Origin of the sequence: Myxacorys almedinensis A (genome assembly GCF_010091945.1) — a bacterium.
Classification (GTDB): domain Bacteria; phylum Cyanobacteriota; class Cyanobacteriia; order Leptolyngbyales; family Leptolyngbyaceae; genus Myxacorys; species Myxacorys almedinensis.
In genome coordinates, this window is the sequence record NZ_WVIE01000006.1 from 129,903 (window position 1) to 154,894 (window position 24,992).

22 protein-coding genes, 1 tRNA gene and 1 riboswitch are annotated in these 24,992 nt (G+C 50.2%); of the genes, 10 read left to right on the forward strand and 13 right to left on the reverse strand.

Annotation, left to right across the window (positions count from 1 at the left end):
- Positions 1 to 14: 14 nt before the first annotated feature.
- The gene (locus tag GS601_RS06945) at positions 15 to 1,691 is read left to right on the forward strand and encodes a C39 family peptidase (protein WP_162422547.1); all 1,677 of its coding nucleotides are present in this window, start codon (positions 15 to 17) and stop codon (positions 1,689 to 1,691) included.
- Between the two features lie 255 nt (positions 1,692 to 1,946).
- Here the strand turns inward: GS601_RS06945 and GS601_RS06950 are convergent, their stop codons facing one another.
- Positions 1,947 to 2,216, reverse strand: coding sequence for a GlsB/YeaQ/YmgE family stress response membrane protein (locus tag GS601_RS06950; RefSeq protein ID WP_162422548.1), 270 nt, complete (start codon positions 2,214 to 2,216; stop codon positions 1,947 to 1,949).
- Positions 2,217 to 2,476: 260 nt separating this feature from the next.
- Here GS601_RS06950 and tgt point away from each other — a divergent pair, with 260 nt between their 5' ends.
- Together tgt and GS601_RS06960 are read left to right on the forward strand one after the other, a co-directional pair.
- Positions 2,477 to 3,637, forward strand: coding sequence for a tRNA guanosine(34) transglycosylase Tgt (gene tgt / locus GS601_RS06955; protein WP_162422549.1), 1,161 nt, complete (start codon positions 2,477 to 2,479; stop codon positions 3,635 to 3,637).
- 137 nt (positions 3,638 to 3,774) lie between these two features.
- Complete coding sequence (locus GS601_RS06960) at positions 3,775 to 3,912, forward strand: photosystem II reaction center protein K (protein WP_015172773.1); 138 nt, start codon at positions 3,775 to 3,777, stop codon at positions 3,910 to 3,912.
- 261 nt (positions 3,913 to 4,173) lie between these two features.
- On the opposite strand, the gene GS601_RS06965 is transcribed toward GS601_RS06960, so the two are convergent.
- Positions 4,174 to 4,638: a hypothetical protein gene (locus tag GS601_RS06965; protein WP_162422550.1), complete on the reverse strand. Its 465-nt coding sequence runs from the start codon at positions 4,636 to 4,638 to the stop codon at positions 4,174 to 4,176.
- 621 nt (positions 4,639 to 5,259) lie between these two features.
- Between GS601_RS06965 and GS601_RS06970 the strand changes: the two genes are divergently transcribed.
- On the forward strand, positions 5,260 to 6,057 hold the full coding sequence (locus GS601_RS06970; protein ID WP_162422551.1) for a tetratricopeptide repeat protein: 798 nt from the start codon (positions 5,260 to 5,262) through the stop codon (positions 6,055 to 6,057).
- Between the two features lie 26 nt (positions 6,058 to 6,083).
- Here the strand turns inward: GS601_RS06970 and GS601_RS06975 are convergent, their stop codons facing one another.
- The 4 genes from GS601_RS06975 to GS601_RS06990 all read right to left on the reverse strand — a co-directional run bounded on the left by GS601_RS06975 (position 6,084) and on the right by GS601_RS06990 (position 9,511).
- Complete coding sequence (locus GS601_RS06975) at positions 6,084 to 7,421, reverse strand: ABC transporter substrate-binding protein (protein ID WP_162422552.1); 1,338 nt, start codon at positions 7,419 to 7,421, stop codon at positions 6,084 to 6,086.
- Between the two features lie 485 nt (positions 7,422 to 7,906).
- Positions 7,907 to 7,995 (reverse strand) — tRNA-Ser (locus GS601_RS06980).
- Positions 7,996 to 8,068: 73 nt separating this feature from the next.
- Positions 8,069 to 9,160 carry a phospho-N-acetylmuramoyl-pentapeptide-transferase gene (mraY, locus tag GS601_RS06985; protein WP_162422553.1) on the reverse strand — a complete coding sequence of 364 codons (1,092 nt, stop codon included), beginning with the start codon at positions 9,158 to 9,160 and terminating at the stop codon, positions 8,069 to 8,071.
- A 114-nt stretch (positions 9,161 to 9,274) separates the two neighbouring features.
- Positions 9,275 to 9,511: a DUF3134 domain-containing protein gene (locus tag GS601_RS06990; RefSeq protein ID WP_162422554.1), complete on the reverse strand. Its 237-nt coding sequence runs from the start codon at positions 9,509 to 9,511 to the stop codon at positions 9,275 to 9,277.
- Between the two features lie 273 nt (positions 9,512 to 9,784).
- Between GS601_RS06990 and GS601_RS06995 the strand changes: the two genes are divergently transcribed.
- The 4 genes from GS601_RS06995 (at position 9,785) to GS601_RS07010 (ending at position 15,002) form a co-directional block, all read left to right on the forward strand.
- On the forward strand, positions 9,785 to 10,369 hold the full coding sequence (locus GS601_RS06995; protein WP_162422555.1) for a PAP/fibrillin family protein: 585 nt from the start codon (positions 9,785 to 9,787) through the stop codon (positions 10,367 to 10,369).
- 162 nt (positions 10,370 to 10,531) lie between these two features.
- Positions 10,532 to 11,704, forward strand: a complete 1,173-nt coding sequence (gene ldpA / locus GS601_RS07000; protein WP_162422556.1) for a circadian clock protein LdpA — start codon at positions 10,532 to 10,534, stop codon at positions 11,702 to 11,704.
- Positions 11,705 to 11,899: 195 nt separating this feature from the next.
- Positions 11,900 to 13,696 carry a R3H domain-containing nucleic acid-binding protein gene (locus GS601_RS07005; protein ID WP_162422557.1) on the forward strand — a complete coding sequence of 599 codons (1,797 nt, stop codon included), beginning with the start codon at positions 11,900 to 11,902 and terminating at the stop codon, positions 13,694 to 13,696.
- A 151-nt stretch (positions 13,697 to 13,847) separates the two neighbouring features.
- The gene (locus tag GS601_RS07010; RefSeq protein ID WP_162422558.1) at positions 13,848 to 15,002 is read left to right on the forward strand and encodes a histidinol-phosphate transaminase; all 1,155 of its coding nucleotides are present in this window, start codon (positions 13,848 to 13,850) and stop codon (positions 15,000 to 15,002) included.
- A 37-nt stretch (positions 15,003 to 15,039) separates the two neighbouring features.
- Here GS601_RS07010 and GS601_RS07015 read toward each other — a convergent pair whose 3' ends face one another.
- The 4 genes from GS601_RS07015 to GS601_RS07030 all read right to left on the reverse strand — a co-directional run bounded on the left by GS601_RS07015 (position 15,040) and on the right by GS601_RS07030 (position 18,585).
- Positions 15,040 to 15,483, reverse strand: a complete 444-nt coding sequence (locus GS601_RS07015) for a hypothetical protein (protein WP_338016984.1) — start codon at positions 15,481 to 15,483, stop codon at positions 15,040 to 15,042.
- 399 nt (positions 15,484 to 15,882) lie between these two features.
- The gene (locus GS601_RS07020; protein ID WP_338016979.1) at positions 15,883 to 16,524 is read right to left on the reverse strand and encodes a universal stress protein; all 642 of its coding nucleotides are present in this window, start codon (positions 16,522 to 16,524) and stop codon (positions 15,883 to 15,885) included.
- Between the two features lie 144 nt (positions 16,525 to 16,668).
- A riboswitch (cyclic di-AMP (ydaO/yuaA leader) is annotated at positions 16,669 to 16,821 on the reverse strand.
- 360 nt (positions 16,822 to 17,181) lie between these two features.
- Complete coding sequence (locus tag GS601_RS07025; protein WP_162422559.1) at positions 17,182 to 17,409, reverse strand: hypothetical protein; 228 nt, start codon at positions 17,407 to 17,409, stop codon at positions 17,182 to 17,184.
- 270 nt (positions 17,410 to 17,679) lie between these two features.
- The gene (locus GS601_RS07030; protein ID WP_162422560.1) at positions 17,680 to 18,585 is read right to left on the reverse strand and encodes a DMT family transporter; all 906 of its coding nucleotides are present in this window, start codon (positions 18,583 to 18,585) and stop codon (positions 17,680 to 17,682) included.
- Between the two features lie 227 nt (positions 18,586 to 18,812).
- Between GS601_RS07030 and GS601_RS07035 the strand changes: the two genes are divergently transcribed.
- Together GS601_RS07035 and GS601_RS07040 are read left to right on the forward strand one after the other, a co-directional pair.
- On the forward strand, positions 18,813 to 19,241 hold the full coding sequence (locus GS601_RS07035; RefSeq protein ID WP_162422561.1) for an FKBP-type peptidyl-prolyl cis-trans isomerase: 429 nt from the start codon (positions 18,813 to 18,815) through the stop codon (positions 19,239 to 19,241).
- A gap of 380 nt (positions 19,242 to 19,621) precedes the next feature.
- On the forward strand, positions 19,622 to 21,112 hold the full coding sequence (locus GS601_RS07040; RefSeq protein WP_162422562.1) for a glycosyltransferase family 2 protein: 1,491 nt from the start codon (positions 19,622 to 19,624) through the stop codon (positions 21,110 to 21,112).
- 2 nt (positions 21,113 to 21,114) lie between these two features.
- Here GS601_RS07040 and recJ read toward each other — a convergent pair whose 3' ends face one another.
- From recJ to GS601_RS07055, 3 genes are read right to left on the reverse strand one after another with little or no spacing between them, the layout of a single operon-like run.
- Positions 21,115 to 23,451 carry a single-stranded-DNA-specific exonuclease RecJ gene (gene recJ / locus GS601_RS07045; RefSeq protein WP_162422563.1) on the reverse strand — a complete coding sequence of 779 codons (2,337 nt, stop codon included), beginning with the start codon at positions 23,449 to 23,451 and terminating at the stop codon, positions 21,115 to 21,117.
- A gap of 45 nt (positions 23,452 to 23,496) precedes the next feature.
- Positions 23,497 to 24,093 carry a GNAT family N-acetyltransferase gene (locus tag GS601_RS07050; protein WP_162422564.1) on the reverse strand — a complete coding sequence of 199 codons (597 nt, stop codon included), beginning with the start codon at positions 24,091 to 24,093 and terminating at the stop codon, positions 23,497 to 23,499.
- A gap of 51 nt (positions 24,094 to 24,144) precedes the next feature.
- Positions 24,145 to 24,951 carry a PD-(D/E)XK nuclease family protein gene (locus tag GS601_RS07055; RefSeq protein WP_238393127.1) on the reverse strand — a complete coding sequence of 269 codons (807 nt, stop codon included), beginning with the start codon at positions 24,949 to 24,951 and terminating at the stop codon, positions 24,145 to 24,147.
- Between the last annotated feature and the right edge of the window lie 41 nt (positions 24,952 to 24,992).

Consider the following 24,992-nt stretch of genomic DNA (forward strand, 5'->3'; position numbering starts at 1 on the left):
CAGGGATATCATCTATGACTGATACTGCGATCCAACAAACGTCGCGCAGCGAACTCTCTCAAGGCTTAGCAGCATCGATCGCGGATGGAAGCGACACTCTGCTTTCGCCACTAGGCACTCCTACAACGCCGCCGACTTATTCCGGTCCGACAGAAGTCTTGATCGATACGCCTGTCACCCTTAACGGCAACTATGACGCAAATCGGATTGCCAAGATTGCGATCGCAGCCGAAGATAAATTTGCCCTCGGCGTTACAACCAGCAACGGAACTTGGCACGTCTCACTGCCAAAGGGCTTTTCTCAAGCCGGATCGCGCTGGCTTCGCCTCAAAGGGTTTGACAAGGTTGGGAAACTCGTTGAGAACAAAGTTTTCTATCTCACCGTGAGTGCCGATCCGCTGACGGTGGGGCAAGCCTTAACGCTGAAAGTCACGCAGGATACTTATTTCAAAACATCGCCCGTAGATTCATCCACTTTGAAGGATCAGCAAAAGGTGTTTGTCAAAGCCGGACAAACCTTGCCGGTCAATCGCTACGGATTTGTTGACGGACATCTCAAGGTAGAACTTGGGCAAGACATTCCAGCGATCGGGAATTTTGGCTTTTTTTACGAACCCTGCGTTCAGCTAAGCAAAGGCGATCAAATTCTTCGGTTTAGCCTCGACGATGTGCCTGACATTGCCCTTGCCGCCCAGTTGCTTATTACCTCTACCACGGTGATTAAAGCGCAGTTGGGCGATTCTTCTACGCTATCTAGCCAGCAAAAATCAAGCCTGCTTCAAGGTCAAACGCTGCAAATTGTTGGATACGCTTGCACCGGAGGTCACTTCCGAGTAACGCTGGCAGAGCCAATTGCAGGCTTTGGAAATCGGGGCTATATCTACTGGCAATACGCCCAAATCAAGCGAAATGGCAAGGAAATTCCCTACGATTCTGGTGCGCTCTCTGTCACCGCACTAACCAATACTATTCTTAAAAAACGCCCGGTTGATTCGGCTCAGCTACAGCCCGAAGAGCAAACAAATTTTGCTCAACACACGTTTTATGGAGTTTCGAGCTACATGGTGCAGGGCGGACACTTTAAAGTGTCGTTGACCGAAGAAATTCCAGGATTTGGCAATACGGGTTATGTGTTCCCCAAGTTTGCTCAGATGAAGCGGGGCACAAAAGCCTTCAATCCGATCTTGCCCAGTGTTGAGATGAATGTTCCTTATTTCTCTCAGCGTGATAACCCGCGATACTACTGGTCAACCTGCAACGTTACGTCGATCGCCATGATTTTCTACTACTACGGAGTGCGCTCTCAGTATGGGCAGCTAGAAGATGAACTGTTGCAATGGTGTATTAACAAAGAAGGGCTTGGCTCTCAGACAAATCACAACACGCTGACGGCGTTAATTCAAGCCTATGGATTTAAATCTAGCTTTGACACACGGCGAACGTGGCGGGATGTCAAGGAAGAACTGATGAACGGAAAGCCCGTTGTTTTGTGTGGATTGTTTACTCACGGGGGGCACATCATTACAGTAGTGGGCTTTACACCAGATGGCTTTATCGTGAATGACCCCTGGGGAGACGCACTCACAGGCTATACCTACACAGAAGGGCGAAAGCTTCTTTACCCCTACAGCTATTGTCAGCGAGTGTGTGGCAAAGATGGCGACGTATGGGCGCACTTTATTTCAAGATAGATTCGGTAGGCGTTGCTGAAGTTAAGGATCTGGGCATTTGCTCCTAAATTTTCCGCTCAAAAGATGCTGACAACGCTAGATTTTGTTTGACATGGCTTGATCCACAGGCTCTACGAAATTTAGATTTCGCATCTTCTTGGGTGGAGCATTTTTCCCATTAGTTGAGTGAAAAATACTAGATAAGAAAGCCTCTGCACAAAGCAGAGGCTTTTAGGGATTTCTTACAGGGAAAACGCCAACTAGAGAAAAAATTAGTTAGATAGTACGACGGGACAAAGCGTAGTAAATAAATAGCGCTACGATCGCACCGATTACAGCGACAAAGAGACCCGTTAGGCTAAATGCCGTTGCCGTCAGGGCAAGGGTGCCTGTTTCAAAGAACGTAACCAGCGAACCGCCGACAAATGCACCAATGACACCCAGTAGCATTGTGCCCAAAATGCCGCCGCTCTGATATCCAGGGTAAATGGCTTTCGCGATCGCGCCTGCCAAAAGTCCTAAAATAGCCCAAGCAAGAATATTCATAACGTTCTCCAAAAGTTTCGTATAGAGTACAAATTTGATGTGTTCAATCTAACAAACACACATGCTTAAACCGACCTATCTATAGATAGAAAAAACCTCATCCTTAAGGCTTAGATTTGCCTTTGAACCTGTCAAGAAGGTAACAAGGCGATGGGTTGTAGTTAGTCCGTAGAAATATTTTACTCTTTGCGTAGAATTGCATCACCCCGTAAATCGAACTTCTTAGAAAGATGTCACAGAGTTTCCAGGAATCTGCGACAATGGATCGTCTTTATGCGATCGCACATTCCTCTACTTTGAGCCAGTTTTCTTATCACTGCCAAGCGGCTTGTCCCCATACGCACGCACGGGCAGGCATTTTTCATACGCCTCATGGTTTCGTTGAAACTCCTCGCTTTATGCCGGTCGGAACACTGGCAAACGTCAAAACTGTGACCCCTGCTCAGCTAAAAGACACCGGAGCGCAAATGGTGTTAGCCAATACCTACCACCTGCATCTACAGCCAGGAGAAGACGTTGTGAAGCGCGCAGGCGGGGTGCATCGCTTTATGGGCTGGTCGCAACCAATGTTGACTGATTCAGGCGGTTTTCAGGTGTTTAGCCTAAGTGAGATGCGATCGCTGTCCGATGAAGGTGTGACCTTCCGTTCGCCTCGCGATGGGCAACTGATTCATCTCACCCCAGAGCGCTCCATTCAAATTCAGAATGCCCTAGGAGCGGATGTGATCATGGCGTTTGATGAGTGTCCGCCGCCGGGAGTAGGGCGCGAAGCGACTGAAAAGGCGACCCAGCGTACGTATGACTGGTTGAAACGCTGCATGGCTGCTCACACGCGATCGGATCAAGCTCTATTTGGTATTGTCCAAGGGGGCGAATTTTTAGATCTACGATCGCAAGCGGTGCGGATGCTGAGCGAGCTAGATTTGCCAGGATACGCCATCGGTGGGGTAAGTGTTGGGGAAGCGCCCGACGTGATTGATCGGGTCGTTCAAGCCACTGCGCCGCTCATGCCGCACCATAAACCACGTTACTTGATGGGAGTCGGAACCTATCGAGAGATGGCACGGGCGATCGCCGCCGGGATCGATCTGTTTGATTGCGTGATTCCTACCCGGTTAGCGCGGCACGGTGCTGCCCTCGTGCGAGGAGAACGCTGGAATCTTAAAAATGCAAAGTTTCGTGAAGATTTCACGCCCATTGATGAGACCTGTTCGTGCTATACCTGTCAAACTTTTAGTCGGGCATATGTGAGTCATCTCCTGCGATCGCAAGAGCTTCTTGGCTATACGCTCCTCTCGATTCACAACATTACGGAACTTGTTGCCTTTACTCAGCGCATCCGCACCGCTATTTTCAACGGCACATTTCACCAAGACTTTGCCCCCTGGCTAGCCCCGATCGCGCCTTCTACTTCGTTCTAAACCTGGGGGTATGATCCCTGGGCAAAGCCGTGATTCCCATCTCAACCCTTTTTCAAAAAAACACAATTACCTTCGACCTACCGATCATGTTAAAATTCATGGCAATTATGAATCTGTGTTGAAGAGGTAAACGAGTCATGGAAGCAGCCCTGCTTTTAGCCAAACTGCCCGAAGCTTACGCAATTTTCGATCCGTTGGTAGATGTTCTGCCCATTATTCCGGTTTTCTTCCTGTTGCTGGCGTTTGTTTGGCAAGCCGCAGTCGGTTTTAGATAATTTCCATATCAAATCGAATATAAAACGCAAAAAGGGGCACTTGATGTTGCCCTTTTTTATTTGACGTTAAATGAATGCACGGCGTGACCTAAAATGCCAACTCTTCTAAATGCCCTTGAACACCCATCGAACAATAGATGCCCGCCTCCGCGCACCACCGTCAAGTTTCAGCATCTGACTCTCAATTCTTGTACAACTCAAGCACGTCTGAGTTCCACGCTTAGAGTGCCACTTGGCTTACTTATATCTGCCAAAACCTACCTATAGCGTTTTATGCGTATACTCGTGTTGTTTGACGTTATCCTCAGTTTTCACGATCCGCTGGGAGTTAAGCACCCGTCTACGCTCTGTTGAGAAATTAAAATCAGTCCGGGTTGCGCCTGCTGGAATATGGGCTTGGGCAGCAGTTTTTGCTTTATAAGTGCGGGCAGCAGAGGTTGCACGGTAGGCAAAGTCATCACAAAACTGTGCGTCTTCCGGAAACTCAGACAGAAGTTGAGGTGTGTCGCTGGGCAAGACTGCTCCGATCGTGGTTGCGATCGCTAAAGAATACGATGTGGGAATGCCCTTCAAAATTGCTTCTAGTGCCGCAGACGGAATCGGCTCTATGACCTTAACTTCATGAATTTCGCCCTCGTCTTTTAGAAAGCAGGTGGCTAAGCCCAGCACAAGGTAATCTTCTGCGGACAGGTCAGAAATATTGGGATACGAGGTGGCTGCTGTCATAGGTAGTTGTCATCAACCAGGCTAAAATCTGGTCTGCTTCGGTAGGGCTAAAGGCTGCAAATTGCCTCATGGTTACTGCATTTTACCAAGTTCTACGGATGCCCCTTTGAATCGTAATTTAACGTGATTTCTTGTGATTTCTAAAGTTGATCTAGCTAGCGCTTCGGTGGTTGCAACGTCTGATGCAGCTTTAAATTCTAAAAATGCTCAGCCCCAACCCCTGTTGAGAACCTAGCTTTGGAGGGAACGTTAAGATAAGGCAAAGTTATATGAAGAAGTGACAAAGTTGTTTTACAGAACTGACCCAAATTTGCTGGCGTGACGTCAGATGTACTGAGACACCTTGACCAAATCTTTATCTACCCCCATGAGTGCGTTTCAGAAATGGAATCACACCATCCTGTAGTCAACCCTAGCTCGTAGAATTCTCAGACAGGTCTCAGGTCGCTATCAGAATTGGTCTTTAGAATGTTGAGTTAAATCAAACATCGCTCTGACCCAAGCAGTTTAGCCCCAGCATCCAAAATCTAACTGAAGACGTATTCATGATGTAGCGCTTGGGCAGAAAAACTTTGGCTCGCAAGTCTGTAAGGTAAAGGTCACACGCTGAGTGAGGATGGCATGAACGTTTATAGTTCTCTAAATCGCGCCAACAAAACAAACCGCTTCACCCCTGAAACGGTTGACATCACAAAATCGCATCCGCCCCGTCGCCGGTCTCTTGGGGCAGGGCGGAGTGCAAAGCGTCGCCCTCAGCGTCATCCTAACCGACGAACCAATCCATCGTCTCAAGGTGTGTGGCTTGATGCGTATGAGCAAGATCGGCTGTTGCGCCAGCGATCGCTCGAAGAAGCCAAGCAAGGAAATTATCTGCTGGCGGTAGAAGGGTTAAGTGTTTTAATCGATCGTAATCCTGAAAATGCGACAGATTATAACAATCGTGGCTTGGTGCAGTTTCAGTGGGGTCAGCGAGAAGCGGCGCTAGAAGACTATAACCGGGCGATCGCGCTAAATCCAAAATTGGCAAGTGCTTACAACAATCGAGCGAATCATTACGCAACTCAGGGGCTTTTAGCCGAAGCGATCGCTGACTATGAGATGGCGATCGACCTTGATCCGACCAATGTTCGGGCATGGCTCAACCAGGGCATTACATTTCGGGATTTGGAAATGTATCCCCAAGCGATCGAGAACTTTGAGCAAGCACTGCACATCAGCGAACTGCTAACTCGCAGCCCCAAGGATTCTTGCCTGTTGGATGCTCATATCTACGCGGCACGGGGCAGAACCCATCACATCATCGGCGATTGGAACTATGCGATCGCAGACTACTGCCGCGCGCTCGATCGCTTGCCTGAGCGGTCTCCAAAGCGCCTCTATACTCAAGTCACCACTTGGATCGAAGCGCTTAGAGGGTAAACCTGCTGCTATTGGGAGGGCAAGGGTTACTGGGCAGGGTTTACTTTCCCAATGGTGGCTAACGAACCGTCATCTTTCACTGTCCACACATCGTAGCTCCCGATCGCGTCTCCGTTAGCATCGATATCTACGTCACCGCTTGCCCCCTGGTAGTTGATCTCTTTGCCCTGCTTTAGCAACTCTAACCCTTTGCACACGTCGGTTACCTCTTCACCAGGAGCATTGGTCACATCCCGAAGTTTGCTCTTAATTCCTTCTCCGGTGTTGGTTTTCGCAGCTTGAGCGGCAAGCACTAAAATAGCCGTTGCATCCCAAGAGTGAGGGGCATAGGCGGGAAGAGGGCGCTTTTGCGTCTCCTGCCAAAGTTTAGAAAATTCATCCAGTCCTTTTCCGCTGGCTCCGGGAACCGTGCCGATCGCACCAGCCACGATTGATTTGCCGTCTGAGGTTCTGCCAACTTTATCGACAAACTCCTGCGAGTAGACGCCATCGGTAAATAGCAGTTGAACGTCTTTGCTCAAGCCTTGCTCAAACGCAGATTTGATCAGCAAACTTCCTGAGTCAGAATACATTACAGCGGCGACAGCATCAGGCTTGCCGGAAAAAACAGCCGCAGCTTCAGCAGTCAAACTTTGGGCTTTAGGATCGTAGCGAGTGGGTCTAGATTGATTCGCGATCGCGCCCCCCAGCTTTCCAAAAGACTTGACAAATTCCTGCTCAAAGCCCACCCCGTAGTCATTGTTGATCACCACTGTGCTGGTGGTTTTAAAGCCGCGATCGCTTGCCAACTTTGCCAGGGCTTGGGCTTGATAGGTGTCAGGGGGAGCCGTTCTTGCCCAATAGCCATCATATTTGCCTTCTTTGGCTTGTTGAGTAAACACAGGACTGGTGCTGCCCGGAGAGATTAGAACAACCTTGTTGCGGACTGCGATCGGTAGGGCTGCCGTAGAAACGCTGCTAGCAAACGACCCGACCACCCCTGCAACTCGCTCTACTTGCGCGAGGCGAGTCATCCCTTCTGCCCCTGCCGCCGGATCGGTTTGATCATCCACCGCAACGAGGCTGACCGGTTGTCCATTGACGCCCCCGCATTTGTTGACCGTCTCGACTAGCATTGGCACCGTTACGATCATTTGTTGCCCGATCGCGGCTAAGTCTCCTGTGGAGGGCAGCAAAGAGCCGAGCTTTAATCCTTGTGTGGTTGTTGCGGCGGTGTTAGAGCCAGTGGGCGCGCCTCCTTGAGAGGTAGGAGGAGGGGCTGCTTCTTGACAGGCAGCCGTGAATAATCCGGCGGCAAGGGTGACTCCAGCAAGGGCGATCGCGCGGCTTAATTTAACCCGATGGGCTGATGTCAAGTTGCTCATGTAGAATTCGACTCCGTAAATTCGTTGTAAATGAGCCTCATCTTAAACCAAGAGCAGGAGAATTCGCCGTTTATCGTTTGTAATTTTTGATTGCTTTGACCAAAAGGCAACCCTCAAGAGCCAAATTTAGAATGAATTAACGCATGAACTCTGGGGCGGTCTCTGTTAAACTTCCGAGCCTTCGACCTACTTAAGCTAGTAGATTGTCAACTTTGAGTTAATGGATGGAGGGGTGAGAGGGTGGAGGGGTGAGAGGGTGGAGGGGTGAGAGGGTAGAGGGAGATGACCCATCCACTCATCCACTCATCCACTCATCGATTCCCAGTTCATCATTTCAATTTTGACAGACCACTAGTCTTGTGGAGCTTGCAATCGGCTGCCTGCTGCTCAATTTCTCTCCTCATGGGAAAAACCTTGGAGTCGAGGCTCAGCCCAACTGCAAGGTTCAGTTCTCTATTTAAAAATCATTTATTTCAGGCACTCAACGGAGAGAGAGGGATTCGAACCCTCGGATGAACCTAAATCCATCAACAGATTAGCAATCTGCCGCTTTCGACCACTCAGCCATCTCTCCAGGTCTAACGAGTCACTATCATAACAGATTTGTGTGACTCGATCTCAATGCTTGGATGCGAAGTTTAGACAGGTTAACGAATGGCGAGACTGAGGGCGGCTAAAATTCCTGCGATCGCGTAAAACCAGCCGACCACCTGAGTTTCCGTCCAGCCAGAAAGCTCTAAATGGTTGTGAAATGGCGACATTCTAAAAAAGCGTTTTCCGACGCCGTTGTGATCTTTTGTGGCTTTGAAATAGCTCACCTGAATGATCACCGAGATGGTCTCCCAAAAGAAAAGACCGCTCAAAATCAACAGCGCGAATAGAGAGTTACTGAGCAATCCTACTGCTGCCAAGCCGCCGCCGAGGGCTAGCGATCCGGTGTCTCCCATGAAGACGCGAGCCGGGTTACGGTTGTGGACTAGGAAGCCCAAACAAGCGCCGCTCATGCAGGTGCAAAACGTCATCAAATCAAGACTGTTGGGTGCGACGATCGCGCCTAAACCCAAAAATGCGATCGCAACAGTTCCGCCTGCCAATCCGTCCATGCCATCGGTGAGGTTCGTTGCATTGCTCTCTGCCACCAAAACAAAGCATGCCAACAGCCCAAACAGGCTTCCCAAGGGCAGCATAATTCCTAGGGGCAGCGCCAGGGTGGTCAGCAACGGATGGGCTATCATCAGCCATAGACAAAACGCGATCGCAAACCCAATCTGCAATCCCAGCTTCATCCGGGGCGAAATGCCTTTGTTTGACTTTTGCCGAATAATTTGCCAATCATCGACAAACCCGATCGCGGCGTAGCCCAGGGTCAGCAAGGAAACCGCTACAACATCGCCCGAAAATCCGGTTAAGATCAGCGCCACCAAAACGGCTACGGGAATAAAGAAAGCTCCGCCCATTGTGGGGGTACCCGCTTTTTTCAGGTGAGACCGCGGACCATCTTCTCGAATGATCTGCCCTGCCTTAAGCGCTTTGAGAAAGGGAACTGCCCAAAATCCTATGCCTGCACTCGCCAGCCCACTAATTAAAAGGGGCATAGTCAACGAGGCAGCGTTACTCCAGGTGCGATCGCCCACCCCGTCTAAAATCAGGGCTGCGATCGCCATGCCAACGCTCAAAATCAGAAATAAGAGCGTTCCTGACAGGCTAAACGATCGATTATTAAATAGCTTCGCATCCACAAGCGTTTACTTCACTCCGCACATTAACACCACAACTGTTGAGAAGCGATCTTCGGAAAAACCCCAAAAACTTTATCTTGAGTGGGGGGCAAGCGTTCTAACCCCGCACTCGTTTTAGTCTTCCAAGTCTAAATCTGTGTCATCGTCATCATCGTTAAACGAGTTATCGTCACCCGCCATCAGCGCATTGATTTCCTCTTCTTCTTCGCGGTAATCAATATCTGTGGTATCGCGCGCCAAAAGGCGACCTGAGCTTTCGAGCCAGTCGAGAATAGAAGCTTCTCGCTGAATCGGAATCACAGCCGCCCGCACGTTGCGAGGCTCTTGACGTAAGGAGGGATTATGAACCATAGGAGACTTTTGCGCGTTGAATCTTTACAAACAGATACTTTAGATTCTAGACCGAATGAAACACCCAGAGTGTACCACTGAGTTAAGAATTTGGTTTAGGAATTTTCGATTGTTGTCAAGAAGATCGCCAAAAATTTTTGCAATCTAAATACAGGGTCTCCAATATAGGGTTTCCGAAACTCGCGATCGCGCGCCGTTAAAAAAGGTGTCAATTGCACGCCTCCTCTAGAATTCACCGATTACTATTAATTCTGTTTACGAGGAGGGCAACTAATGATCGGGAAAGCGACATTACTAGAAGCGATCGCGGGCAAAAATCGAGGGTTGCTCAGCACCGATGCCCAACATCAGCAAATTTTAGCCGCGATCGCCCAACTCGAAGATCGCAATCCGACGCCGCGCCCGGTCGAAGCGTTGACCTTGCTAGAAGGCGATTGGCGATTGATCTACACCAGCAGTCAAGGACTTTTGGGCATCGATCGCGTTCCCCTCCTGCAACTTGGGCAGGTGTATCAGTCCATTCGCAGCGCCAATGCCAAGATTTACAACATTGCCGAACTGGTCGGCGTTCCGTTTCTAGAAGGAATTGTTAGCGTTGCGGCACGGTTTAAGCCCGTTTCTGAACGGCGGGTTGAGGTTAAGTTTGAGCGATCAATCATCGGACTTCAACGCTGGGCAGACTATCGATCGCCCGACTATTTCATCAGCCAGATCGAAGCGGGAACAAAATTTGCGGCGATCGATTTCAGCATCGAAAATCGCGACCAGCAAGGGTGGCTCGATATTACGTATTTGGATGAGGACTTGCGAATCGGACGGGGTAACGAAGGCAGCGTTTTCGTGCTGACAAAAGGCTAAAGAGTGGTAGAACGGGCACCCTGAAAGTCGCCTACCGTGAAGGTCGCCCAATCAGAGGACAAGCTAGAACTCACGTTTTCCATTGATCCGGTGTTCCTCAGTCTTGGGGATCAATTTTTTAAAAACCAGCTTAATTTGCGATTTGCACATTAGCATAAAGAGGTGACTGAACATCTTCACCCCTTACACTCTCTGAAGGAAGGGCACTGGTTCAAACTCATTTGCGGAGCCAGCTTTCAGCACCTTCCTGCAATCCGCACCCTCGCCCTCACCTATGCCCTCGCCGGTGCGGATTGTATTGATGTCGCTGCTGACCCTGCGATCGTATCGACGGTGCGAGAAGCCCTCGCGATCGCGCATTCCCTTTCTGACGAAGCACGCCGCCGAGGATTTCACGCTGCAACTCCTCCTTGGCTAATGGTGAGCCTGAATGATGGCGAAGATCCGCATTTTCGGAAAGCAGAATTTATCGCTTCAGACTGTCCGAGGGACTGTGCCCGACCGTGCGAGAAGGTGTGTCCGACTCAGGCGATCGTCTTTGGCAATTATTCCGGCGTGGTTGATGACCTTTGCTATGGCTGTGGACGCTGTATTCCTGTTTGCCCACCGCAGCAGATTTCAGCGCGATCGTACGTCTATACGCCAGACGTGATCTCGCCGCTGTTACTGCAAGCCGGAATTGATGCGATCGAGATTCACACTCAGGTAGGGCGACTAGCAGACTTTAAACGCTTGTGGAATGCGCTCAGCACTGCCACAGAAGGTCGCCCATCTGGGGTTGACCAACTAAAACTCGTTGCCATTAGCTGCCCCGATGATGACGATCTAATCGAGTATCTGCACGCTCTATACGAGGTGATGTCGCCGTTGCCCTGTGCCCTAATTTGGCAAACCGATGGGCGGCCCATGAGCGGTGATATCGGTGATGGAGCCACAAAAGCCTGCTTGAAACTGGGTCAAAAAGTGTTAGCCGCTCAGCTTCCAGGTCATGTGCAGCTTGCGGGAGGCACGAATCGATCTACTGTTCCCAAGCTCAAGACTTTAAATTTGTTGCATACTGAAAACAGTACAAATGTATCTAAATTCATTTCAGGAGTTGCTTATGGCAGCTATGCCCGGAGTCTCTTACTACCCATCCTAAATCAGCTTGAGGAGTTGCAAGTACAGCCATCCTTATCTCCCCCGCTACCTGTTATGAGCCAGTCCCCGTTCGACCCGCCTGCTCCTCTCCGCATCGAAGCCCTTCCCGATTTACTCTGGCAAGCCGTTGCGATCGCAGATTCCCTCGTCTGCCAACTCAAACCGGTTGCACTGCCTTCGCCCTCAATCTCTTGATGCAAGTGATTTAGCATACACCAGCCCTGGATCAAGATCCCGTAACCTACCCTCAAGACCTTCCGTTCCCCGTTCTTTTTGGAGCTTGTTGAACAACCCATGGTGCAACCTAGCGAGATCAACGTTTCCTCAGTCCCCGCTTCTGAATCGCCTCAGAATGACCGACACACTGGACTTATCTCCTCACCTAAAAGAATGCAAGTGACCGACGATTTAACGAAATTATTGGATATTTTGCCCACCGCCCTGCGCGATCGCTTGAATCAGCACCCGCAACGAGATACGTTAGTCGAAGTGGTGATGGATTTGGGGCGGCGCCCGGAAGCCCGGTTTCCAGGTAAGGCAGAATATTTATCTGAGGCGGTCATTACTCAAGCAGAACTCAACGAGACCATTACCAAAGTCGGGGATTTTGGCGGAGACAACCGGGCAGGCATCGAACGCACCTTGCACCGCATCAGCGCCCTGCGAAACCGACGGGGAGAGGTGATTGGGTTAACATGTCGCGTCGGTCGGGCAATTTTTGGCACGATCGGCATGATTCGCGATTTGGTGGAAAGTGGTCGCTCAATTCTAATGCTGGGTCGCCCTGGGGTTGGCAAGACCACGGCTCTGAGAGAAATTGCGCGTGTATTGGCAGATGAGTTAGAAAAGCGGGTTGTAATTATTGATACGTCTAACGAAATTGCTGGGGATGGAGATGTCCCCCATCCGGCGATCGGGCGTGCCCGACGCATGCAGGTTGCCCGCCCTGAATTGCAGCACCAAGTCATGATCGAAGCGGTGGAAAACCACATGCCCGAAGTGATTGTGATCGATGAAATTGGCACAGAGCTAGAAGCCCTAGCCGCTCGAACGATCGCAGAGCGCGGCGTGCAACTGGTGGGAACTGCCCACGGCAATCAGTTGGCTAATTTGATCAAAAATCCCACTTTGTCGGATTTGATTGGCGGAATTCAATCCGTCACCTTGGGGGATGACGAAGCGAGACGCCGGGGAACCCAAAAGAGCGTTCTAGAGCGTAAAGCCCCTCCCACCTTTGATATTGCGGTAGAAATGCTAGAGCGCGAAAAGTGGGTGATCCATGAGCAGGTCGCTGAAACGGTGGATAGCGTGCTCCGCGGACGGGTGCCCAATCCTCAGGTGAGGACTGTCGATGCAACGGGCAATGTGGTCGTGAGCCACGAACCGTCTGAGCAGGCAACGGGGTCGCGGTTAGGCGCTGCTCGCAACGAGTTGCGTTCTAATGTCGTCCACGGTGGATTTCCGTCTCAAGAATCGAGTCAATTTGCCGCCCCTCAGAGCCGGGGTTGGCGATCGTCTGGTCGGATGAAAGCGGTGCAAAACAGAGCGCCGCTATCTCCCGAACAGCAAGCCTTTGAGCAACTGCTTGATGAATCGCTCGGCAAAAATTCTGATGCCGTTGCAGATTTTCAGTATCAGAGGGTGGGCGAGCAGGGCTACTTTCCCGGACCAAACGGGGAAGAGTTGCCGTTGCACATTTATCCCTATGGCGTCAGTCGGCAAAACCTCGATCAGGTGATCCGCACGCTAAATCTACCGATCGTGCTGACCAAGAATATTGAGGATGCGGATACCGTATTGGCGCTGCGATCGCATGTTAAAAATCACTCAAAGCTGCGGCATCTTGCCCAAACTCGGCAGATTCCGATTCACACGGTCAAATCAAACAGTGTGCCCCAAATCGCGCTGTCGCTCCGTCATGCGTTAAATATGGACGACCCCGGTGTACCGAGTGATGCAGAACTTGATTTAATCGTACGCGGTGACAATGAAGATGAGATGGAAGCTTTGGAAGAGGCAAGATTGGCGGTCGAACAAATTGTGATTCCGAAAGGGCAACCGGTTGAACTGCTGCCGCGTTCTGCCATGGTTCGCAAGATGCAGCATGAGCTAGTCGAACATTATCGCCTGAAATCTAACAGTTTTGGTGAAGAGCCGAATCGCCGCTTACGTATCTATCCGGCTTAGATCCCCAGCTTAGATCCATGGCGATTTCTTCTGGTATCTGGTGAACTGACAAGCCCTGTGAAAAATCAATTTGGTATGAACCTCTTTCCGCCCATAGAATCCATGGGAAAATTGGCGTTACTTTTCCAGGCAACCCCTATTTTTTCCCACTATGCTTGAGTTCATTCGGTCAGATTTGGCGCAGGTTACATCCTACAGCGTTCATCCTGCGGACAGTTCAACAGACAGTTCAACAGACAGTTCAACGGATGGGCTGATCGCGCCGATCGATCGCCTAGATGCGAACGAGAATCCTTACGACCTGCCCAAAGAACTCAAGGAAAAGTTGGCGTGGATGTGGCAACAGACGATCGCATCGAATCGCTACCCTGATGCGGGTTATCTTGACCTCAAACGCGCGATCGCAGCCTACGTCACTGACACTTCTAAGACCTGTTTTAGCACCGCAAATATCTCCGTCGGCAACGGATCAGATGAGTTAATTCGCTCTCTACTCATCGCAACTTGCTTAAATGGGGAAGGCTCGATTTTGGTTGCAACCCCAACGTTTTCAATGTACGGGATTCTGGCGCAAACGCTGGGCATTCCGGTTGTTACGGTGACGCGATCGCTCGATACCTATGAGATGGATCTTCCCGCCACCCAAACTGCCCTAACCCAAACCCAACATCCTCCGATCCGAGTGATTTTTGTGGTGCATCCCAACTCTCCTACCGGAAACGCCCTAACTGAGGCTGAAATTAGCTGGCTGAAAACTGTTCCTCAACACGTTTTGGTCGTTATTGATGAAGCCTATTTTGAATTTAGCCGCACCACATTAGCCCATCAGTTACCGCAATATTCAAACTGGGTGGTGCTACGGACGTTCTCAAAGGCATTTCGTTTAGCTGCCCATCGGGTAGGATATGCGATCGCTAATCCTGAATTGATCACAACCCTCGAAAAAGTTCGATTGCCCTACAACCTGCCCAGCTTTACGATCGCGGCAGCCCAAGTCGCCTTAGCAAATCGCCCTGCCCTTCTGACCATCGTAGATAGGCTCCTCAAAGAACGTCACCACCTGATCGAAGAACTCTCAAAGCATCAAGACCTTCACTTGTTTAAGAGCGACGCCAACTTTATTCACCTTCGCTTGCAAAATAGCAGTAACGCTGAATTAAAGTATGAAACAATTTACCGATCGCTGAAACAGCAAGGCACACTCATTCGGTATACAGGCGGCGGCTTGCGGGTTACCGTAGGCACACCAGAAGAAAACCAACGCACCATTCATCACCTGAAACACGCGCTAGCCAAAGTGGTCTAGTGGTCTGTTAACGTAAAGTCTCCAACGGAGGCGCACGTCAACTGATATCACCTACATAAGGCGTTTCAGAAGTTTGACGGATTTTTGCGATCGTTTGTGGCAATACGCCAACGAGCAGGGCAAACGCATCATCCGGCACCTGAGCTACAATCTCGTTCCCAAAATAGTTATCAAATTGATTCAAAATCATTTGCGCCCGCTGAGTTGGTAACGGATTGTCCGTCAGTTGCTGAGTCAGCCTGATCCACTGGCGACGAATCAAATAAGCCTTTTGGCGCTCTTCTGGAGACTTTGGGCAAACCAGCGATAAATTACCAACGGGCAAAACCCGCTCACAATCCAAGTCAAAAAAGCTGCCGACAGCGGCTCCAGGTCCTGCAAACTCAGCATGAAAACGCTTGTATAGAATTAAGCCGTTTCGCTTACGACTATTGACCATTAGCAACTGACCATTGCTAAGCTGAGTCAAAATATCAGCCACGTTGCTCAAAAAATTACGACTTGTAAAAATTGCCTCCCCATTCTATGGCATAGAACAGGATGGTTTCGTACACCAAAAGGAAAAATTAGAAGCCTGGTTTCCTGGTTGCTCGATCGCGAAATCGAGAAAGCGTTATCGCCAGAATCAGTAAGCTCAAACTATTCTTTTTTTGTATGAAACCGCCCTGCCATTCTATGCCATAGACTTAGGCAGCAAGAAAGCGTACGTGATGGAAATTGAGGCGTCCCCCAATCCGAACGCAAAATTGAGACTGCTAAACTCTGCTTAGTTCTCAACCCATGAGTAAGGGGTAGGCTATGCCCTGTCATCCCCATTTCTGCTTAGCCAATCAATTTTAGATCAGGTGCAAAAGCACTAGATCAGGTGCAAAAGCGCTCCTTAGTTGTCTTCGATAATCGACGGAATCCCCAACACCGAGCAGGGAAACCCTCTACCCAACTGCTTAACCAAGGGGTGATTCTTCGACTCGCACCCCAAAATCATGAGCGAGGCTGACTCTGCCTCAACTACCGTTCTCAATTCTTCAGCTAGAGAGCCAAACCGCAAATGAGTTTTGAGTGAACCGCGCCACTCCTCCGCCAGACACCGCGCCTGCCAAAGAATCCGATCGGCTTGCTCAAACACGCTTGCCATGCTCGATGGAACAGTCTGCACCTCGGTGTCGGGCAGTTGCGCGATCGCAGTTCCCCCCTGGGTGCTACGCCCTTCTACAGAGCGGCTCAAATCGCAATAGGGGCGCATATCCGCCATTCTTTGCACCCATTCATCAATCACGTAAACCACTTGAACGGTCACTTGTTTCCCCGTTGCCAAGCGAGTTTGGTGGGCAATCCACAGCGTTAGATCGAGCGCTGTCTGACTCCGAGGCGAATGAGAATAACCCACCACCAAATTGATTTCTGAAGATGACGCGGTGGAATGCACGGGCAGCTTCGCTTGGGGCAAAAGCAGCATCTGATTGACTAAATCAGTGCAGCCCAGCGTATCCTGAAGTCGTACCAGCATTGACAAAATATTCACGATGACTAACCTCTCCTAGCGATGGTGTGCGAGAGGTGGGTCGGGCAAAGCTATCTCAACAAATCTTTACAAGTCGTAAGAGTTGAGAAAATAGCTCCCAGGAGACCACAACGACTACTGCAATCTTGCAGTCAGAGTCTTGGGCACTCCTCCCATTGCCGACGGAGTTAGCTGACGGGCTAAGACTGGAAGGTGTCTCTCTCAGGCGTGTTCAAGTCTAACTCGACCCAAGCGCCTAAAATTCGCCCCAGAAAAATTGGTTCCTCCGCTTGAACGAGAATCCGGACTATTCTCCGTTTCTCAACTCAGATTAGGCTACCCACATAAAGATTGACACTAAAAACACCTTGTACTCCATATGCCAGATCAAGGTGCTGAGTTAGATGACCTAAACCTGTTGATGATTAATTTATTACAGGTTGAAGCATCAGAACTGCTATCTGCAAAACAAAACCGCTCAACGCATGAGACGAGTAGATTGAAGATCCCCTAACTAGTATATCAGCGCCGTTCAAACCTGCAATCCTTTGTAGCAAGAATGCTCACCGCTGCAAATTCTTGCCCCATAAAAGCGAACTTTATATTAGGGTCTTAACGTTTTTCAAGTCTCGAAACAAGTATTGAACCAATGAGAATCATCCTATGAAACCCTACTCATTATGCGGTTTGTTGAGACTTGTTTGTTTCGAGCATACGTTGATGAAGGCGAGCCGCTTTGGTGGAGTGCTTGAGCTTACCCATGAGTTCTAAATAAGCGAAGGGAAGCACCACGGGCCAAAGCATGGTTGCGATCGCAATTACCAGCCAAGACAGTTTTTTCTCTTCACAAGATAGTTCTTCATCCCGGCGGAAGAAGGTGAGCCAACTGGAAAATAGAATTGGCATTACCAAAACGTAAAAACCAGCCGGGAGTAAGAGCAAAGTCTGCATAACTGAATATCTCAACACTTTCTAAAGTTCGATGCGAAGCTTCACCCTAATGGCACGAGATGCAGCTAGATCGCCTTACTATACAAATACTAGTTATTTGGCAAAAACCCATGGGCAAGAATACGGAGGCATTAGGCAAAACGTTGTAAAAACACGCAGACATCCTAACTTATTTCGAGTCATTTTTGTTACTCTCTGTAAAGAATGTAATAGTGGCAATTTTGGTCATGCCCTGCTAAACAATAAACTCACCCCCACTAGAGCAATCAGGACACCCACAACAGCCCGCATACTGACGCGATCGCCCATCAACCGAACCAGCGGAATCACAAATAATGGGCTTGTGCTGGTCAAGGCTTGTGCAACCCCCGTAGGCGCATATTTAAGCGAGGTTTGCTGAAGCCAAATTCCCAGATAGGTGCTGATAAATGCAGTTCCAGCGATGATCAGAAAGAGGCGCTGAGACTGCAACGGTTTAACGATTTCGCGAGTTTGCTGTTGCAGCGTACCCCAAATTAACAGCACAAGAGTTGCGCCAATTAGCCGAATCAAGGTACTCGAAAGGGTATCGACATCCGAACCGATGAAAGCAGAGCGGGAAAGGACAGCCCCGATCGCTTGTGCCAAGGCAGCGAGCAACCCAAACAAAATGCCCCGCAAGGTTTGGTGAGGCGCTTCTGACAATTCGGGAAGCCGTTCTAGCACAACCCAAACAACTCCGGCTAAAACCAGAAAAATTCCAAACCAGGCCTGGAGCGACAATTGTTCTTGAAGAAAAAACAGCGCCAACAGTGCTGCCAGGGCAGGTGCGAGCGTTTCAAATAAGAGAGTGCGTCTTGCGCCGATCAAGTTGAGCGCATTAAAGTACGCCGTGTCTCCTACTCCGACCCCGATCGCACCACTGAGCAGTAACACAATTAGGCTGGCAGAATCAAGGGTTGGTAGGGTTTGTCCTGTTGCTAGCCCTGTTAACGCGATCAATGCGATCGCCATCCATCCTTTGGTTAAATTGAGCGCTAGAGGCGCGATTTGGCGTCCGACCCCGATATAGACCAGGGAGGCACACGCCCAGATCAAAGCCGCACTCAGACCTGCAATTTCACCTCGATAAGAAATAAAAACCTGGAACATGAATTTAAAGTTGAGCAGTTCTACGGTCTGTTTAGGCTAGACCAGCGCTCAGAATTGCACCTGCCACCAAGCCCCCAATGCCGCTCTCAATCACCCTTACATCTGCTATATCTGCCTGCTGCATGAGACAGGTTTTAGAAGCTTACGTGAATATTTAGAAGTCAACCGTTTCTGATCATTCCCGCTAGAGTGAAAAGATGAAGTCAACCCCAAGGAGAACTCCGCTTATGGCTCAGGCAAAACTTGGAGATATGGTCAAAGTCCACTATACGGGCAAGCTAGACGACGGAACCGTTTTCGATTCTTCCTCTGACGGTTCCCCTTTAGAGTTTACGATCGGCGCTGGACAAATCATTCCTGGCTTTGAGCAGGCTGTAGTAGGAATGAGTCCGGGCGATATGAAAACCGAGCTTATTCCTGTTGATCAAGCTTACGGGCCGCACCGAGAAGATATGGTTGTTGTGGTCGATCGCGCTCAGATGCCCGAAGAGGTGCAGCCAGAAATCGGTCAGCAACTCCAGATTCAGCAACCTACCGGGCAGCCGATTCCGGTGGTTGTAACAGAAGTTTCAGAGGCAGACATCACCCTTGATGCAAATCATCCTTTGGCTGGAGAAGACCTAACCTTCGATATTCAATTAGTGGATATTGAATAAGCTGCCTTCCCATTGTATGGAGGGGGCACACATATCAGAATTGTTGAAAACCTGTGACCTGTCAAATGGCTTCGTGGTGGATCTCGTTCACTGCGAAGCCAAAATTTTGGCTTGTATTTCCGTAATGAAGTTGAACTTAGATGAAGCCTTGCTGTAGTGACAAAACCTCTGGATTAATTTGCCAAAAGAGAAATCTTAACAAGTTTTGTTATAGTTGTTGAGTAATCTTACTTACAGCGTCAAAGTCAAACCAGATATTAACTTTCAGTTCTTCTGACTTGGTTCTCCAGTCGTTCTACTGTCCATAAAGATTTGACAAGACTTGTTACCCATGGTTTTTATCTATTAAGTGATCCTCTTAAATTTCTTAATCAGTAGCTATGCGAAAAGGACTGCCGCGCACCTCTATTACCGTTTTTGGTTCCATCATCGACAAGATTATCCTGACTCACCTTGTCGTTATTGGATTGCCCACAGTCCTTTACTGCTATATCTTGAGCGGTGGTGGAACCCTGCTACCGATGCATATTGTCATTCCGGTGCTATATTTTGTGACGTCGTTTGTGGTAATTGGGGAAGCTGCCTCTACCGCCCTCACCTATGGATCTAAACAATCGGGTTCTAGGGCATTGCATAAACCAACGTTTGGCTGGATTCAGCGATTTTTGCGGACGCCGCGCACTTATGATAGCGATCGCAGAGAAGTTCCAGAACTGCAAAGTGGAACACCGAGAAGCTCTCTAATTGTGGCAGCCTATTTGCCCAACGAGCAGCACATTATTCTTAGCACTCTTAAATATATTCTGACCACCCTAAACCGCCCCAAGGATGGATTAGAGGTGATTTTGGCGTATAACCGCCCAGAGCGACTAGCGATCGAAGATGAATTAGAAAAACTTGCCGATCGCTACCCAGATCTGAAATTGCTTTGCGTTGAAGACAGCCGCTCTAAAGCGGAGAACGTCAATGCTGCTTTGGAAGTGGTGACGGGAGAAATTACCGGAATTTTAGATGCCGATCATTATCCCAACCGCGATTGTTTCGATCGGGCGTGGCGGTGGCTAGAAAGCTATCGCTATTCAGTTGTCCAAGGTCGGAATGTGATTCGCAATCATGATGTTAATTTCATGACGAGCATGATTGCGGTTGAGTTTGAGTGTATGTACGGCGTCAGCCATCCAGCAAAATCGCTGTTGGCAGACACTGGCATGTTTTGCGGTTCCAACGGCTACTGGAGAACTTCGGTTCTAAAGCGGGTGCGGTTTTCCTCAGCCATGCTGACCGAAGATATTGATGCGACGCTGAGAACGCTGCTCGGTGGCTACAATATTGTTCACGATCCAACCATTTTGACGACAGAATTGGCACCGGTTGACTTGCGATCGTTCTGGTTTCAACGCAAGCGATGGGCGCAGGGTTGGCTAGAAGTAACGCTGAGACATCAGGTTTCACTGTTGTTTTCCACCAAGCTTGACCACTGGCAAAAGCTTTACTGGTCGCTGTTGCTGGTGTATAGCGCCGGGTTCCACTTCATTGCCCTTCAGATGTTTCCGATGATGCTCAGTTTATCGCTGACCAACGAAACAACCCCAGAGGTCGCGCCAGAGTATTTTTGGGTAACGACCGCGCTGACGCTGTTGAGTGGTCCGATTCAAACCCTGGTAGCTTGGCTAGTGCGGACAGACTTGGTGCATCAGCCCCGCAGGGATTACTTGCTATTTTGTGTATTTATTCCGTTCTACTGCGTGTTGAAAAGCGTCATTGCTATCACTGCAATTTACGACCACTTTGCTGGAAATACAGAATGGGTGGTGACGCGCCGGGGGTTGATGGAGTCGCTGCCTGCGGGGTTTTTGCGAAAAGCGGGCTAGCATTACCCCTTCAACGTTTGAGCGGCGACAGTCTGGATCGTGGATAAAGGGACTTGATAGAAATACTGGCGACGGAATTGTTCTTCGTGCACGGCGGTTAGAAATTGTTCGATCAGGCTTCTTGCTTTGGCGGGAGGCTTTTTTTCTGACCAACTCAGGCTAAAGCCTTGCTCTGAATAGGAGGTACGAAAGCCGAGGCATTCCAACGCTTGAAAACCAATTTTTAGCGATACATCGCTGATGGCTAGCCGATCGTGGAGTTGGCGACGGGTGGCAGGTTGCCCGGTGCGGCTGAGATATTTGGCAATGCCGACAAGAGTCTGCCAGTTTTCTTGGGGGGGGGTGAAGGTGGGGGCAGGATAGGCGATCGCAAGGGGTTTTCCAGCTTTGGCGGCGCGGCGAAACCACACCTGCAACTCTTGCCAGCTTGTCGGGCAGGTTGGAACGTAGAGCAACTGAGCGATATTGGGCAGTGGCTCAGTGCGTCCATCGAGAATCCAGTCGAGGCGTGGCGTCTGAAGAACGATGTCTGAGCAGGCACGCAGGGCAATGAGGCGGACTTCGTAGCGCTTGTGGTAGGTATTGTTTTCGAGTTCTACGATCGCATCGCATCGCCCTTGAGGAATTTCATTAGCATAGTGCCCCCACCAGAGACCCGGAAATCCATCTGGCGTCGAATCATCCCAAAGCTTGAACGGTGTGCGAATGTAATCCACTTTCTGCCCCCGCCAATCGCGCAGCTTGGTGTTGCGGTCGGCTTCGAGCCAACAGTTTTGAATGAGTAATCGCGGCATCGGATTGCCCATGCCGCACGGTTCGATCAGCCGCAGTTCTTTGTATAACTCTAATCCCAGTTCTGCCACGGTGACGCAAAGATCGGCGTGGAGGGCAGTGGCGGTGCCAATGCTACCGCCTTGCTGGAGAAGACGTTGATTGATGGCTTGCTTAAACAACGGCAAATTATCGACAGCAAGGCTCAGTCCGGCGGCAAAGGGATGCCCTCCGAAACGATGGAGCAAGTGGGCTTGGTGTTTGACGAGTTGATAGAGATCGATGGCATGAACGGAGCGGGCAGAGCCTTTTGCGAGGGAAAGGGGAGAACCGGGTTTGGGCGCGATCGCTGGCTCGGCGGCAGGCGCAACGCTCAGTAAAATGGTAGGACGATCGTATTCTTGGGCGATTTGCCCAGCCACCAGTCCTAAAACTCCTGCACTCCACTGTTCATCCCAAAGAACAATCACACTGGTGGTGGAAAGGTCTAGCTGGGAGAGCTTGGCTTGCACCTGTTGAGTGACATCTTTTTGTAGGGCTTTGCGCCGAGTGTTGGCGAGTTCGGTCGCTTCGGCGAGGTCTCGGCAGCGTGGGACATTTCGACTTGTCAGCAACTCAACACAGAAATGGGCATCGCCCTGAATGCGGCTCACGGCGTTAATTCTTGGACCTAGCCCAAACGAAATATCCGTGGGACGATCGCCCGATCGCTTGCACAATTCTAACAATCGGGCAATGCCTGGACGGGTCATGGTCTTTGGGTTAGATTGCTTTTGCAGTTGCTCGATACCTCGTTGAGCCAGGTAGCGGCAGTCGCCTTTGAGTTCGACTAGATCTGCAATTAGCCCGATCGCGACGAGATCCAACAACTCTTCTAACGCTCGCTCTGGAACGTCAGGACGCATGTCATATAGCGCTTCTACCAGTTTGTAGGCGACGGCAACGCCTGAGAGGGTTGCCAACGGATGAGCGGCGGCAAGCGATCGCGGATTGACGATCGCACTGACTGGAGGGCGTGCTTCTGGCAAGGTGTGATGATCGGTAATGATCACATCCATGCCCAAACTCTGGGCGTAAAGAATTTCATCTAGATTAGTGCTGCCGGTGTCGCAGGTGACGATGAGGTGGCAGCCTTGCGCCTTGAGGTGATCGAGTCCAAGGCGAGATAGCCCGTGAGACTCGGTTAAGCGATTGGGAATGTAGTAAAAAAGCTGCTGATGTTGGGTAAAAAACTGCGCCAATCCATCCCACAGCACCGAGGTTGCCGTTACCCCATCGGCATCAAAATCGCCCCAAATGCCAATGGTTTCACCCACGTCGTAGGCTCTGATGATGCGGTTTGCTGCCCATTCCATTTCTTGCCCAAACTCGAACGGACTTTGGGGCTGGTAAGCGTTGGGGTTGAGATAAGCCGCGATCGCATCGGTTTCTCGCACGCCCCGTTGCCATAAAAGCTGTGTGATGTAGCGCCCATTCACCTCCGGAGCGCAGCACCGAACTGCCTCCACAAAGGCTTCAGGGAGGGGGGTGATCGGTTCAATTTGCCACTGATACACATGCTCAGGCATACCGCTCGCAGAGATTTAGAAGTATTTCTGTACCATAACCTGAGATTACGATTTTGGCGTCGGACGCCGCCGAGGACGCTTCCAAACCTTGCGATCGGCTTTTTCGCGCTCGTAAGCGATCAGCTTGCCATAATATTCGTGCTGACTCAAATTCATCGATAAGAAAATGTGGCGACGGGTATCTCGAAAGCCCTTACGCGCAAAAAATTTCACAGCTTGAGCATTTTCTGGGTCAGTATCTGCCATCATAAACCGCGCCCCATCGTTGATCAAACGCTCAACAAGGCGATCTACAAGCTGATCAGCGATGCCGCGCCGCTGAAAATTAGGAGCAACACCGAGCCACGTAATGTATCCATAAACGAGCGCCCCTTTGCTGATAATCGTGCCCAGAATAAATCCTGCAATTTGGTCATCGATCTCGGCAACCAGGCAATAGTCTGGCTCGGTGTTGTAAGAGCCGATGACCTCCCATTCGTCCCAAGTGCGGTAGATGTAGGGGTACAAATCGCTGGTAAACAGCAGTTCACCCAAATGAAAGACGTCTGCGAGGTCGTCGATCTCCATTTCCCGAACCGTCAGCGCACAATCAGAATTTTCAGGGGTTTCAAAGGTGTTTTCAAAGGTGTTTTCAAGGGTCATAAAACTGTTTGCCAAATCGTAGCTCAATACTCCTATGGTGTCACAACAGGGTTAGAGAGGAATTTCTGCGATCGCACCCAGGCTAGGCAGCGCGATCGCAGCTTCATCTCGGACTCGCTGACAGCGCCACGCAAAGCTACAGCGATCGCACGGTTCTGCCGCAACTGGCACTTGAGGAAAAGGCTCTCCCCTTTCATAGCGATCGAGCCATCCATCCAACTGGTCTAAAAGCTGAGTTAACTCGCGTCGCGTCTGCTCATGCTTTGTGCGGTCATAGCTGAGTTTTAAGCTCTGCGGCTCGATCGCGTCTCCCTGCGATTGAAAAAACCAATAGATCATCGACACCTGTTCGGGCGTATAGTGGCTCGTTTCGACCAGCACAAACGGATAGAGCCGAGACTGCCAATTTTGCGCCAAGCGCTCAGCCCGCCCTGGTTTGGGATAGGTTTTCCAGTCGAGAATCTGCGCTTGAGCCTCAGACCCAATCAGCAGGTCATAAATCACGGTCAGGAGATACCCTTCAACGTCGAGAATACGGAGATGCTCGCTCTGGCGAAAGGGAGGGTTGCTGGGGTCAGCCGGGGCATCGGTGCCCAAAATGGTTGGCTCCGCTTCTACAAAGGCCCCAAACCAGCGGTTTAATTGCTCATCTTCTCTCAACATCGCCGCGATCGGTAGCCCCATTTCCCACTGCTGCATCAGCAAATGAAACCGGCTCCCTGCCAGCAAGCGTTCTTGTTGCTCAGTGTCGCCAGGAGAGCTAAGTTGCTCTAAATACGTGTGCTGAAACTTGCGGGGGCAGACTTCGAGCAGATTTAATTGACCTTGAGAGAGCCGCATCCGGCACGGCTGTTTCATGTCCGGCTTCCTCTACGAAAATGGCTAAAATCGAGTTTGGA

Excerpts from the sequence above, each read along its gene's own strand:
- GS601_RS07040 (WP_162422562.1), top strand. The coding sequence starts at position 19,622 with ATGCGAAAAGGACTGCCGCGCACCTCTATTACCGTTTTTGGTTCCATC.
- GS601_RS06965 (WP_162422550.1), bottom strand. The coding sequence starts at position 4,638 with ATGACAGCAGCCACCTCGTATCCCAATATTTCTGACCTGTCCGCAGAA.
- GS601_RS07010 (WP_162422558.1), top strand. The coding sequence starts at position 13,848 with ATGCTTGAGTTCATTCGGTCAGATTTGGCGCAGGTTACATCCTACAGC.
- GS601_RS06975 (WP_162422552.1), bottom strand. The coding sequence starts at position 7,421 with ATGAGCAACTTGACATCAGCCCATCGGGTTAAATTAAGCCGCGCGATC.
- GS601_RS06990 (WP_162422554.1), bottom strand. The coding sequence starts at position 9,511 with ATGGTTCATAATCCCTCCTTACGTCAAGAGCCTCGCAACGTGCGGGCG.
- GS601_RS06950 (WP_162422548.1), bottom strand. The coding sequence starts at position 2,216 with ATGAATATTCTTGCTTGGGCTATTTTAGGACTTTTGGCAGGCGCGATC.
- GS601_RS06970 (WP_162422551.1), top strand. The coding sequence starts at position 5,260 with ATGAACGTTTATAGTTCTCTAAATCGCGCCAACAAAACAAACCGCTTC.
- GS601_RS07050 (WP_162422564.1), bottom strand. The coding sequence starts at position 24,093 with ATGACCCTTGAAAACACCTTTGAAAACACCTTTGAAACCCCTGAAAAT.
- GS601_RS06960 (WP_015172773.1), top strand. The coding sequence starts at position 3,775 with ATGGAAGCAGCCCTGCTTTTAGCCAAACTGCCCGAAGCTTACGCAATT.
- GS601_RS07055 (WP_238393127.1), bottom strand. The coding sequence starts at position 24,951 with ATGAAACAGCCGTGCCGGATGCGGCTCTCTCAAGGTCAATTAAATCTG.
- tgt (WP_162422549.1), top strand. The coding sequence starts at position 2,477 with ATGGATCGTCTTTATGCGATCGCACATTCCTCTACTTTGAGCCAGTTT.
- GS601_RS07025 (WP_162422559.1), bottom strand. The coding sequence starts at position 17,409 with ATGCCAATTCTATTTTCCAGTTGGCTCACCTTCTTCCGCCGGGATGAA.
- GS601_RS06945 (WP_162422547.1), top strand. The coding sequence starts at position 15 with ATGACTGATACTGCGATCCAACAAACGTCGCGCAGCGAACTCTCTCAA.
- GS601_RS07005 (WP_162422557.1), top strand. The coding sequence starts at position 11,900 with ATGCAAGTGACCGACGATTTAACGAAATTATTGGATATTTTGCCCACC.
- GS601_RS07030 (WP_162422560.1), bottom strand. The coding sequence starts at position 18,585 with ATGTTCCAGGTTTTTATTTCTTATCGAGGTGAAATTGCAGGTCTGAGT.
- GS601_RS06995 (WP_162422555.1), top strand. The coding sequence starts at position 9,785 with ATGATCGGGAAAGCGACATTACTAGAAGCGATCGCGGGCAAAAATCGA.
- recJ (WP_162422563.1), bottom strand. The coding sequence starts at position 23,451 with ATGCCTGAGCATGTGTATCAGTGGCAAATTGAACCGATCACCCCCCTC.
- GS601_RS07035 (WP_162422561.1), top strand. The coding sequence starts at position 18,813 with ATGGCTCAGGCAAAACTTGGAGATATGGTCAAAGTCCACTATACGGGC.